The 12,050-nt window shown below is 69.7% G+C and carries 8 protein-coding genes and 1 pseudogene; 3 read left to right on the top strand and 6 right to left on the bottom strand.

What is annotated here, in order from left to right:
* The coding region (locus Vau01_RS59220; protein ID WP_204012748.1) for an FAD-dependent monooxygenase at positions 1 to 1,105 on the top strand (1,105 nt) is incomplete at its 5' end.
* Between the two features lie 1,078 nt (positions 1,106 to 2,183).
* Here Vau01_RS59220 and Vau01_RS59215 read toward each other — a convergent pair.
* From Vau01_RS59215 to Vau01_RS59205, 3 genes are all read right to left on the bottom strand, one after another.
* Complete coding sequence (locus tag Vau01_RS59215) at positions 2,184 to 3,020, bottom strand: methyl-accepting chemotaxis protein (RefSeq protein ID WP_373320500.1); 837 nt, start codon at positions 3,018 to 3,020, stop codon at positions 2,184 to 2,186.
* A gap of 68 nt (positions 3,021 to 3,088) precedes the next feature.
* A complete protein-coding gene (locus Vau01_RS59210) occupies positions 3,089 to 3,379 on the bottom strand; it encodes a transposase (protein WP_204012744.1) in 291 nt (96 codons plus the stop codon).
* Positions 3,380 to 3,759: 380 nt separating this feature from the next.
* Entirely contained in the window at positions 3,760 to 8,970 is a 5,211-nt protein-coding gene (locus tag Vau01_RS59205; protein ID WP_204012742.1) for a diguanylate cyclase, read from the bottom strand.
* A 312-nt stretch (positions 8,971 to 9,282) separates the two neighbouring features.
* Here Vau01_RS59205 and Vau01_RS64305 point away from each other — a divergent pair.
* A pseudogene (locus Vau01_RS64305) lies at positions 9,283 to 9,681 on the top strand (ATP-binding cassette domain-containing protein); the annotation flags it as partial.
* 17 nt (positions 9,682 to 9,698) lie between these two features.
* Here Vau01_RS64305 and Vau01_RS59195 read toward each other — a convergent pair.
* Both Vau01_RS59195 and Vau01_RS59190 read right to left on the bottom strand, forming a co-directional pair.
* Complete coding sequence (locus Vau01_RS59195) at positions 9,699 to 10,400, bottom strand: hypothetical protein (RefSeq protein WP_204012729.1); 702 nt, start codon at positions 10,398 to 10,400, stop codon at positions 9,699 to 9,701.
* 21 nt (positions 10,401 to 10,421) lie between these two features.
* The gene (locus Vau01_RS59190; RefSeq protein ID WP_204012726.1) at positions 10,422 to 10,565 is read right to left on the bottom strand and encodes a hydantoinase B/oxoprolinase family protein; all 144 of its coding nucleotides are present in this window, start codon (positions 10,563 to 10,565) and stop codon (positions 10,422 to 10,424) included.
* A 35-nt stretch (positions 10,566 to 10,600) separates the two neighbouring features.
* Between Vau01_RS59190 and Vau01_RS65570 the strand changes: the two genes are divergently transcribed.
* Positions 10,601 to 11,044 carry a Scr1 family TA system antitoxin-like transcriptional regulator gene (locus tag Vau01_RS65570; protein ID WP_373320499.1) on the top strand — a complete coding sequence of 148 codons (444 nt, stop codon included), beginning with the start codon at positions 10,601 to 10,603 and terminating at the stop codon, positions 11,042 to 11,044.
* 373 nt (positions 11,045 to 11,417) lie between these two features.
* Here Vau01_RS65570 and Vau01_RS59185 read toward each other — a convergent pair whose 3' ends face one another.
* The gene (locus Vau01_RS59185) at positions 11,418 to 12,032 is read right to left on the bottom strand and encodes a response regulator (RefSeq protein ID WP_239152985.1); all 615 of its coding nucleotides are present in this window, start codon (positions 12,030 to 12,032) and stop codon (positions 11,418 to 11,420) included.
* Positions 12,033 to 12,050: the final 18 nt, after the last annotated feature.

The raw sequence follows: 12,050 nt of genomic DNA, 5'->3' as shown, positions 1-12,050 counted from the left end.
ACCGGCGACCGTGTACGAACAGGCATCCGAACTCGGCGAGGTCGGCGCCGGCCTCGTGGTGGCACCCAACGCCGGCCGGCTGCTTCGTCGGCTCGGGGTGATGGACGAACTCGTGCGGCGTTGCGTACGGATGGAGGTCGGCTGGGAATTCCGGCGATGGCGGGACGGAACCGTCCTCTCGGCCGAGGACCTCGCCACCTCGTGTGAACGCCTCTACGGTGAACACACCTACACCGCCCATCGAGCCGACCTCCTGGACTGCATCAAGCTCGCCGTCCCCGACACAGCGGTTCGCCTGCGCAAACGCCTCATCGAGGTCGTAACCAGCGTCGATCATCCCGTGCTGCGCTTCGACGACGGCCACGTGGTCGAAGCCGACGTGGTCATCGGCGCGGACGGCATCCACTCAACAGTGCGCCAGTCCCTCGCCACGGCGACCCCCGCGACGTATTCCGGCCTCTGCGCGTTCCGCGCACTGGTCCCGATCGAGCGGACCCCGCCGTTCGCCCGCCGGCGCGCGCACACGCTATGGATCGGCCCCGGTCGCCACCTGGTGCACTACCCCATCTCGGCCGGGAAGTACGTAAATCTCGTAGCCTTCTGCCCGGCCGGAGACTATTCCGTCGAATCGTGGTCCGCGACGGCGACCCTTGAGGAGTTCCTCACCGAGTTCGAAGACTGGGATCCCCGCCTACGCCATCTCATCCAGTCGGCCGGGACGCCCGGACGTTGGGCACTGCTGGACCGACCCCCACTCCGCTGCTGGACGTACGGCACGGTCACGCTCCTCGGCGACGCGGCTCACCCGATGTTCCCGTTCTACGCCCAGGGCGCCGCCCAGGCGATCGAGGACGCAGCCACGCTCGCCGGCTGCCTCGCCGACGAACCCGCCGATCCGGCCCACGCCCTCCGCCGCTACGAAAAGCTGCGAATCCCCCGCACCACCAAAATGCAGCAAGTAAGCCGTGCCCGATCACACATCAACCATCTCCCCGACGGCCCCGAGCAACAGGCCCGAGACAAGGCGTTCACCAACGACGACCCCCTCGCGGCCAGCGGCTGGATCTACGCCCACGACCCCGAAGCGATGGCGCCTCCGCCGTAAGGGTCAACCCGCCTCGACCGGGTTTCGGGCACCTCGATTGTCACCGCACCGGTCTCCATCGTGACGCCCATCTGGTCGGGATTGCACTATCACCGACTCGCGCCGGGCGTCGATCGTGTGTCCTGCTCCATCGACGGCAATCGCGGCAGGAACCGAAGCATCTGGCGACGGCGTCAGCCCCACGGGTGCCGGTGCTCAGGCCGGCTGGTTCAGCGGGCGCGCCGATTGGCAGCGGATGGTGTGGGCAGTTGCCGAGGTGGCGGTGCGCCTGGCCGACGGGTGAGCAAGGTCCGGGCCTATTCGGGCCGCTGCCCGCCCCGTTGCTGTGCCGCAAGTGCCCGGCGGGCATGTGGCAGGCATCCCGCTGCGTCGTCGAGTGCGAGGTGGGCTGCGGCGACGTGTGTGCCCGGGCGGCGAGCAGTATGTAGCCGGATGTGGCCCCGCTGTCGGTGTGCGTGTCGGCTGCCAATGTCAACGATCATCTGGTCCTGCCGGTTGCGCTGGCGGCGGTGACGCCGGTGCGGCAGCCGGTCGGCCGACCGCGGAAACGACCGGCTAACCTCCACGGTGAGAAGGGCTACGACTACCCGGTCTGCGGGTGTTGCTCAAGCACCGGGCATCACGGCGCTGATCGCCCGCCGCGGGATCGAGTCCTCCAACCGCCTGGGCCGCCGCACTCGCCCGCGCACACGTCGCACTGAAGCGGCCGCCGCCAGATCCGGGCCAGCGCGGCGTGGGCCGATCGGTCCGCGACCGGGGGTGACCGACGGGTGGCCGCCTCGGGGTAGTCGGTCGGCTTGGGTGCCCGGGCAGACCTCCGGCTGGACCTGTTGGACATGCCAGCCGCAGCGACAGTCGACGTGCGTCCGAATCTGTTGATATATAGGTGATCGTGAGGCTCCTCAATCGGGGCGTGACTCGCCGGAGAATCACAAAGAACTCCGCTCAGTCCTCTCGCCGCGGTCGGCCTCGTCCTGACGCACCCATTACGCCGAGGGCCTACACGTCACGGACAGGCAGCGGCACCGGTTGTTAAGCGGCCGAACGCGCACCGCCGTCTGGACCGGGGTGGAGATGTTCACACCTGGTAGGTGGCGACGGTGGTTTGGAGTTCGGCGGCCATGCGTGCCAGGTCCTGGGCGGTGGTTTGGGTTTGGGTGGCGCCGGTGGCGGTGGAGTCGGCGGCTTGTGCGACGCCGCTGATGGTGGCGGCGATGTCGGCGGCGCTGGTGGCGGCGTCGTTGACGTTGCGGGACATTTCGGTCGTGGTGGCGGTTTGTTCCTCGACGGCGGCGGCGATTGTCGAGGTGTAGTCGTTGATCCGGTGGGTGACCGAGGTGATCTCGCCGATAGCGGCGCCCGCCTGGTCGGTTTCGCTCTGGATAGCGGCGATTCGCCGGGAGATGTCGTCGGTGGCTTTGGCGGTCTCCTGGGCCAGGTCTTTGACCTCGGTGGCCGCGACGGCGAAGCCCTTGCCGGACTCGCCCGCGCGGGCGGCCTCGATCGTGGCGTTGAGGGCGAGGAGGTTGGTCTGCTCGGCGATCGAGGTGATCAGCTTGACGACGCTGCTGATCTCGGTGGAGGACTGGCCGAGCCTCGCGACGATCTCGTTGGTGCGCTGGGCGGTGCGGGCGGACTCGGCGGCGGCCTCGGTCAGGCTGTGTCGCCAGGGTCGCGGCTGGCAGGGCACCAGGCCCAGCTCACGCATGATGGACCGGACCAACTCGAGGCTGCAGTCCACCTCCCAGCGGACCAGGTCGGCGTACACCCGCCGGTACCCGTACGTCTCGTCGGATTCGGTGAATGAAAACTCAACAACGCGGCTGATATCGGTTCTCCGTCGCGCGGTCGCCGACACGTCGCGGTCTCTCCATTCGTAGAAGCCGGACCGGGATACGCGCAGCCGCGCGCACATGAACACCACCGGAAACTGGTATGACCCGTCACCGGTCTCAAAAGACTGTATGAACTCGTACTTCTCGCTTACGGCTGGCGCTGGGCGAAGTACGAGGCACATTTTTTTAGGAACTCATTTTCCATCTTGACTTCCCGCAACTCCCGCTCCGCCTCACGGAGGCTGGCCCGCTCATCAAGCGTCAGCTTCGGCTCCTCGCCGGCGTGCTCGCGTCCGTACGCCGCGACCCAGTTACCGAGGGTTCCCTCCAGGATGCCAAGTTCCCGAGCGACCTTTGCTATCGGTAGCGACGACTCGATCACCCGCTCGACCGCCGCGGCACGATATTCGGGGGAATAATTTCGACGCTTCTCAGGCACAATTCCTCACTTTTCCAGAGAAGGATCTTAATAGATCCCTTGTCCGGAAAGTCCGTGGCACCCCCCTTCTGCACCTACTGCACCCGGGCCCAAGAGCCGATACGCCAGCCTGGTCCTCTGCGCCGTGATCCGTGAGCTGCAACAACTACTCATCCACGTGGCCGGTGTATACCAAGTTTTCAAGATCGGCGCTTCCATGCGCGTCTCATCCTGGAGTCTTCGTGATCGCCGACCTGGACCGACCGCCGAACAGCGGCGCAGCCGGGGACGCGCCGCTGCCTCGACGGTTGCCTGGCTGAATGGACGCGGCCCAGCGCTGGTGCGCGCCGGCGATGCGCTGCCGTGCTCGCCCGCCCTGCGGGCGCGGGCCTGAGCCCGGTTCAGCCCACCTGAACCCGGTTGCGGCCGCTCTGCTTCGCGCGGTAGAGCGCCTCGTCGGCTCGGTTGAGCAACGTGTCGAGGTTGTCGTCGGGCTTGAGATCGGTCAGGCCCACGCTGATGGTGACCTTCACCGGGCCGTCCGGGCCGGCACACGTCGTCGCCTCCACCGTGGCCCGGACCCGGTTCGCGGTCTCGATTGGGTCGCCGTGCATCTCCGGGAGCAGGACCGCGAACTCCTCGCCGCCGAGGCGACCGACGATGTCGTGGTCGCGTAGCTGCCCGGCCAGGACGCGCGCGACGGTCCTGATCACCTCGTCACCTGTGCTGTGCCCGTAGGTGTCGTTGACGCGTTTGAAGTGGTCGATGTCGAGCATCATCGCGGTTACCGGACGGTTGTTGCGCGTGGCGATGTCTAGTTGTCGGGTGGCCAGGTCGGTGAAGTGGCGCCGGTTCGCGATGCCTGTCAGCCCGTCGGTGATGGCCAACCGCTGGACCTCGGCGAACAGCGTGGCGTTGTCGTAGGCCGTGGCACCCTGCCGGACGATCGCGGCAGTGATCTCGATCTGGGCGTCGGTGAACGCGTCGCGACCGGATCCGGCGATCAACACCCCGCTGCCCTGGCTGCGGGTGGACAGCGGGACGGCCAACCAGCAGCGGGACGGTCCCAACACCGCGCGTATGTAGGCGGGAACCGGCTCGGATGCCGTACCGGATTCCGGCTGAAGCGGGACCGCGACTTCGATCTCGAACGGGCGCCTCCCGTCCGGAGCCGTCAGCGTGAGCGCGCCATCTTCGCGCAAGAGAACGCCGACCCAATCGGCCGAGGCAGCCTCGACGGCCACCTCGAGCAGCCGTTGTATGACCTGATCCGGCTGGAGTGTGCCGGTCAGCTCGGTCATCGTCTGGCGTAGCGTCTCGGCGATATCCCGCTGCCGGCGGGCCACCTGCACCGCAGCGTCGAGTTGGGCCGCCCGCGCCGTCTCCAGGGATGTCGCGACGTGGTGGCTGATGGCCGACAAGATTTCGACATCGTCGTCGGTGAACACGCCCTTCGCGACCCGGCTGTCGAGGTAGACAGCGCCGATGAGCCGCCCGTCGATCTCCATCGGTGCGATCATGATGCTGCGCAGGCCGTACACCACGGCGCTGTGCGACCCGACGGCGGCGCCCTCCTCGGTGCCGGTGATGACGATGGCCGCGCGCTCGACCGCCACCCGCTCGACCAGGGAGGAGCTGTAGCCAGCAAGTTCGTCCATGTCGTGCCCGACACGGTCGCGGCCCAGGACGGGGCGAAGTGTCGCATCGCTGTCCGGCAGGAACAGCAGCGCCCGCTCGGCGCCGAGGATCGTCAGCGTCTGGTCAAGTGCCACGCGGCTCAGCTCGTGCGGGTCCAGCACGCGGGCGGCGGCGAGACTGACCTGCTGTAGCGCCTCTAGCCGGCGGTAGGAACGGTCGCTAGCGACCGCGGTGGCCTTCCGGTTGCTCCGGCCGCCGCGCGGCGTAGGCGCCTCGGCCACCCCGAACTCCGTGCGCACCCAGCGAGCCCGGTGGGTCCAGCCGTACCTGGTGGCCAGCGCGAGCGCCACCTCCGCCTGACGCTGTGCCTCGCCGTCCACACCGAGCGCGCCGAGTGCTCGCGCCCGGATCCTGGCCATCTCGAAACCGATCGCGGGGGCGTCGAGCCGGTAGATGGCCGGTTCGTGTCGGGCGAGCAGCGTGAGCGCCTTGTCGTGCTCGCCGCGCAACTGCAGCAGCCCGGCCCGGGCCGCCGCCGCGTAGCCGCGCAGCAGCGGCCCGTTGGCCGCCCGCTGTAGCTGGCGCACTGCGCGCCGGGCCGCGTCCAGCCGGGCCGGCAACTCCCCGGGGGTCGCCTGGTGACACTGCGCGAGCCGGCCCAGAGCCAGGTAGACGTAATAGGTGCGGTACACCGTGAACAGCGCCGACAGCCGCACGCCGAGCCGGTCGAACTCGGCTATCGCAGCCTCGAACGGCTCGCCGAAATCGCCCCGCTCGTAGGCGCACTGGATGGCGGCCAGGACGACGCTGACGAGCCGGGCCGTCTCGTCAGGTCCATGGCGGCGCTGCTCATCGAGCAGCGTGGCCGCCCGCGCGGCGTCACCGAGCAGTGCGTGCGCCATCACTGCGGCATTGCCGTGGACGATCCCGGCCGGGAGCTCGGCCGCGGCCACAGCGGTCAGCCCGTGCTCGTACCAGGTCAGGGCCTGCCTGGCGTGGCCGCAGTTCACCAGGTGCTGGCAGCGGGTCAGGACGCCGCTGAGGTAGAGCCCCGTGTCCAGCCAGCGCCGCTGCTCCTCGCAGACCCGGAAGGCGACCTGGCCGTCGTCGATGCCGCCGATCAGCTTCGCCAGCGCGGACATCACGACAACGCCAGCGGCAAGCTTCGGGTCGCGCAGGTCGGTTGTGGCGATGGTGGCGGCGCGGGCGAAGACCCGCTCCGCGCGGCGCCACTGACGCACTTTGGCGAAGAACATGCCGCGCGAGACCAGGTGCTCCACATACACGGGAGAAATGCCGAGCCGGGTGGCCGGCCAGGCGACACGCGCCCCGAAGAACGGCGCCTCGGGCTTCATCACCCCTACGGCGGAGCTGTGCATCGCGGAGATGTTGAGGGCCGCGCGCAGCCGGACCCGTTCGCGTATGTCCGGCGGAGTCCGCGTGGGGTGCAGCCGCCCCCAGCCGAGCCTCCCGACCGTCCCCGCGAGCAGCAGCGCCCACAGCGTGGACACGACCAACAGGAACGAGTTACGCGGCATCGGGTGGCCGATAGTGGCCAGGCCCTCCCGACACGTCTCGACTGCCGCGGTCAGCTCCCAGCCGTCGCGTTGGGCGTTGGACAGCGTCAGCAGCAGGGCCGCCCGGCGTAGCGGCTCGCGCTCCGAGTCCAGCGCCAGGCCCAGCTCCCGCTTGGCCGCGTCGAGCCGCCCGGTGCGTAAATACGCCTGCGCCACCGCCTCGCGAAACTCGCTGTCCGGCGCGATGCCGGCCGCAGTGGCTGCGGCGGCCGCCGGCTCCAGGAACGCCACCGCGGCGGCGTGCGCGTTTTCCACCAGTGCCAGCCGGCCGGCGGCGAGTCCGGTGTAGTAGACCTGCTCCGGTGTCTGGTCGGTCTCGCCGGCGGCGTAGTGCGCGGCCACGGCGTACACCTGGTCGGGGGTGCCGGATCCGCGCGCGTCGAGTGCCTCGGCGAGCCGCTGGTGCACCCGGCGCAGTTCGCTGGCGTCCTGGCCGAGCAGCAGCGCCTCCCGGATCCGGTCGTGCACGAATCCGACCTCGGCCCCGGCAGTCTCCACCAGCCGGTGATCGATGGCCTCGCGCACCGCGGCGAAGACCACCCCGGGTTCGAGCCCGGTGGCCTCGGCCACCAGGTCGGGGGGGAAGCGGGAACCGACTGCCGCAGCGACCATGAGGACGTCTCGTGTCTGGTCGCCGAGACCGTCGACCCGGGCCAGGACGAGATCGAGCACGTCGGCGGGCAGCCGAAGCGCCTCCAGCAGGTCGGCGTCCAGCTGCCACACGCCCCAGTTCGGGTAGAGCGCCCCGGCGTCGACGAGCGCGTGCAGGTACTCCAGCGTGGCGAACGGGTTGCCGCCGCCGCGCACCGCGAGCTGCGCGGCCAGTTCCGGCCCGACCCGCGTCCCGCCGAGGTGGGCCGAGACCAGGTCGGCGATCCGCTCGTCGTCGAGCGGGCCTAGGGTGACCCGCAGCGCCAGAGTATCCCCGGCGTCGGCGCAGAATCCGTCCACCGCCTGCTGGTACTCGGCGCCCTCGCGCGCGGTGGCGACCAGGAGCAGCGGGGCGTCCAGCATGTCGCCGGCTAGCCGGCGCAGCACCCGGCGGGTGGCCGGATCGGCCCATTGCACGTCGTCGAGGTGGAGCACCAGCCCGCCGGCCGAGCGGGCGAGGGTCGTCAGCAACTCGGCCACCGCCGCCACGAGCTGTTCGGACCGGTCCTCGACGGACACGGCCGGCGCCGCGAGCACCTCGGCCAGCGCCAGCGACAGCGGCGCCAGCAGGGCCGCGCCGGCGCCGGCGGCCGCCCGGACGCGGGCGATCCCCGCCGCTCGGTCGGGATCGGACATCGCGATCACGGATCGGACATACCGGTCGATCGCTGTACGCAGGGCCCCCAACGGCACCGGCTCGTCCGGATCGCACTTGCCGGCCAACGTCAACGCACCGTCGGCGCGCGCCGAGGTGACCAACTCCCGCGCCAGCATGCTCTTGCCGGTTCCGGTGGCCCCCGACACCAGCACGATGCCGCCAGTCCCGGTGCGGGCACGCTGCCAAGTTTCGCGTAGATCCGCCCGCTCCGCAGCCCGGCCGATCAACCGGGCGCTGGCACCCGCGCCGACGGGATCCGCCACCGCGTCGCCGCCCGGCCACCCGGCCGGCATCAGCGCCGCTAGGGCGCGGCGCAGGTCGTCGGCGGACTGGTAACGGTCATCAGGGTCCTTGGCGAGCAACCGGCCGATGACCTCGGCGCATCCGGGTGACAACTCGGGCAACGTCACCCGCGGGTCGGGTGGGGCGGCCACGGCATGCAGGCGCATCAGCTCGCCGACGTCGTCGCTGACGAACGGCAGCGTTCCGGTGGCGCACTCGAACAGCACCACGCCCAACGAGTACAGGTCCGCCCGGCCGTCCACCGCCCGCCGGAGCATACCTGTCTGCTCCGGCGCGGAGTAGTCGAACGTCCCCGCCGCCGCGGCGTCGTCCCGGTGGGCGATTTGATCACGGTCTGCGAGCCCGAAGTCGATCAACCGGCCGATGCCGTCGGACGCCACCACGATGTTCGACGGCTTGATGTCACGGTGTACCAGGCCGACACTGTGCGCCGCCGCAAGCACGCCCGCCACGTCCCACCCGAGGCGGACAAGAACCGCCTCGTCGATCGGCCCCTGCTCCAGCACCGCAGCCAGCGGGGAGCCCTCAATCAGGTCCATCACTAGATATGGCCGGCCATCGGCTTGCCCGACGTCGTGGGGCCGGGGCGCGCCCGGGTGGTCCAGCCGGGCTAACAGCGCCGCCTCCCGGCGGAACTGCAGCAGCAAGTCACCGGCGCCACCCACCTCCCGGTGCGGCGCCTTCAACGCGTAGTCGACACCGTGACGGCGCGCCCGGTAGACGGTTGCGTAAGCGCCACGGCCCAACTCGCCAAGGACTTCAAGATCCGCCCCGAAACTGTCCACCACACCGGTTTCATCGGCGCCCGGACACGCGCCCTGAGCCGATCACCCAGTCGGAGACACCGCTGAACCGGACGCCGCGCGACGGACAGGGTCATGACGGGGCGTTTCCAACTCAGAAGCGGGGTCACGTCGTCGAACAGACCGTCCCGCGCGAAGGCACCTCCGTATGATGGCCACGTGGATGGTGGTGCGCAACCCGGGTTGTCCAGCTCGCTGAGGCCGCCGCGTATTCGCTGGCGGTCACGTCCGCATGGGTTAGCAAATCAGGCAGGGCTGCGTACACGTCCGCTGGCCGTGCGGTTGGCCGAGGCACTGTCGGCCCCGCTCGGACTGGTGCCGCCCGCCGCCGGACAGGTGCTCGTCGACGACGTGTCGCTGTCCGGCGCGGACCTTGTCGCGTGGCGACGGCACATCCTTCATCGACGCACTACCCGACGGCTATACCACGCGCCTCGGCGACAGCGGCACCGGCCTGTCCGCCGGCCAGCGACAGCGGGTTGCGCTCGCCCGGACCTTCCTGCGGGACGCCCCGCTCGTCCTGCTCGACGAACCTACGGCGAACCTCGACGCGGAGACCGCCGCCGGGGTGCTGGCGTCGGGCTGCTCGCCGCCGGGCGGACCGTCATCATCGCGGCGCACCGGCCCGACCTGGTCGCTCTCGCCGACCGCGCCATCCCTATGCCGGTGCCCGGCGGGACCGGAGCATCGTGACACCGGCCTGGCTGCGGCTACTGCTGTCTGCCACGCGGCCGGCGGCAGTAGCCGGCTCGCACTGTCCACTGTGGCGGGTGTCGGAGCCACCGGGCTGGCGTCGGGCTGATGGCCACGGCGGCGTTACTCATCTCCCGCGCGGCGCTGCATCCGCCGGTGCTGCACCTGATGGTGGCGATCGTCGCCGTGCGGGCGTTCGGAATCAGCCGCGGCGTGCGCCCCGTCACCGACGTCGAGGCCGTTCTCGACGCACTGATCCGGGTACTGCTGCCGTACACGGTGACGGTTCTGGTCGGCGCCGGCTCGGTCGTCCTCGTGGGCGCGATGCTGCCCGCCGCCGGCGTGACGCTGGCGGTGGGACTCGTCGCGGTCGGTGTCGCGGTGCCGGTCATCCAGGCAGCCGCCGCCCGCTGCAGCGACGGCCGACTCGTCCGCTGCGAGGCGAACTGTCCGTCGCGACCGTCGACCTCATGCACGGCCTGCCCGACCTGGTCGCCTACGGCGCCGTCGACGACCACCTGGCCCGCATCGCCGACATCGACCGGCGGCTGGCCGCTGAAGTCCAGCACGAGTTCGTCGCCATTCTTGACCGCGCGCAGGTTCACTGTGGACAGGTGGTTGGTGTGCCCGTCGTGCTCCAGGAAGTGGCTCACGTGCACGGTGGTATCCGGCAGTTCGGCCAGACGCCGGCGGGTGGCCCACTCCGACTCGTCGATCATCCGGTGCATCATTGCCCCGACCTACTCGGCGGTGTAGCGGTCGAACACGCTACGCAGGCGATCGCGGGCCACGTTGAGGGCGGCGATGAACGCCCGGATGTCAAGGCCTAGCGCGGCGGGGAGCCTCGTCGCGGTCAGGATCATCTCCAGCACGTCCTCGCGCACTCGCCGCGGTCGACCAGCTTGACTCCGGGTATGCGCTGGCCTTCCTCGCCGTCACGATCGACTTCTTCCAGATCCCCGATGACGCCGACAAGGGCGCCGAGGCTCGACTCGCTCGACAAGCGATCCTGAACCACGGGAACCGACGCTTCCACATCCTGGTCGGCGAGCCAGCCCTCCGAACCAACGTCGGCGGACGAGACGTCGTGCGAAACAAGCTTGAGCGCCTGTCCGCGGCGATCAATTTGCCGCAGGTTCGCTTCGGTGTGGTCCCGCTTGGTGCCGGCCTACCGCGTGCCACTCCATACCGGTTTCTGGATCATCGACGACAACTCGTCCAGTTCGACACCTACACCGCCGAACTGTCTCTCACCAGGCCCGACGAGATTGCGGCGGCGTACGCGCGAGCATTCGAGAGGCTGACCGCTCTTGCGGTCTACGGCCCCCGAGGCCCGTGCAGTGACTCCTATGTGACTACATAGCGTCGTTGGTGCGCATGCACGTCGTCGCCAAGGGCTTAACGAGAATCCGGGCACCGCTCGGCGATCGCCTTTGGAGCGCAGCCCAAGGGTGACCACCACTCCGGTGACCGCCCATATAAGTTCGTCGACACTGTCGCCCAGTGAGGGAGTCAATATGGCGATGCGACCGTTCAGGCAACGTCCGGTGCGGCTCGGGCCACTTTGAGCAAAGGAGTTTCCGCCGATCAAACAGATGAGGATGGCAACCGATCGCGGGGGGGTATCGCAGCTACGGTCGATGTTCAATGCCCTCGGCCCGCGGCGTCTCCGTCGCCTTCGCACCGGCGAGGGACGCTCCCGCGATGACGAATACCCGCCCGTGCGTTGATGTCCATCAATCTGTTTGGCCGGCGCGGATCAGGCCCTGCTCGTAGGCGTAGATCACTGCCTGCACTCGGTCACGAAGCGACAGCTTGGTCAGGATCCGATGGACGTGGGTCTTCACCGTACCCTCGGAGAGGTATAGCCGGCCCGCTATCTCCGCGTTGGTGAGGCCCTGGGCCACCAATGTGAGCACCTCCCGTTCCCGGTCGGTCACCGTGGTGACGGGCGTCAGCGGCGCCGTCGGTGCGGCCGCCGGTGCAGCGCCGATGTACCGGTTGAGCAGGCGGCGGGTCACCGACGGCGCCACCACGGCGTCGCCGCGGGCCACCACCCGGATCGCCGTGAGCAGGTCCGGCGCGAGCGTGTCCTTGAGCAGGAACCCGCTCGCACCCGCGTGCAGGGCCGCGTAGACGTACTCGTCGAGATCGAAGGTGGTCAGGATCAGTACCCGGATCCGGTCGTCCTGTGCGCAGATGCGCCGGGTGGCCTCGACGCCGTCGACCTCGGGCATCCGCACGTCCATCAGCACCACGTCGGGTTGGCGCTCCATCGCGGCGGTGGTCGCCTCCGCGCCGTCGCCGGCCTCGCCGATCACCTCCATGTCGTCGGCGTTCTCGAGGATCATGCGGAAACCGGCCCGCAC

Source organism: Virgisporangium aurantiacum, assembly GCF_016863635.1.
Lineage (GTDB): Bacteria > Actinomycetota > Actinomycetes > Mycobacteriales > Micromonosporaceae > Virgisporangium > Virgisporangium aurantiacum.
The sequence above is the reverse complement of the archived record's forward strand: the minus strand, read 5'-3'. Positions and strand labels throughout refer to the sequence as shown.

Coding starts and splice junctions, on each gene's coding strand:
- Vau01_RS59215 (WP_373320500.1), bottom strand. CDS start 3,020: ATGTGCGCGCGGCTGCGCGTATCCCGGTCCGGCTTCTACGAATGGAGA.
- Vau01_RS59195 (WP_204012729.1), bottom strand. CDS start 10,400: ATGATCGACGAGTCGGAGTGGGCCACCCGCCGGCGTCTGGCCGAACTG.
- Vau01_RS59185 (WP_239152985.1), bottom strand. CDS start 12,032: ATGATCCTCGAGAACGCCGACGACATGGAGGTGATCGGCGAGGCCGGC.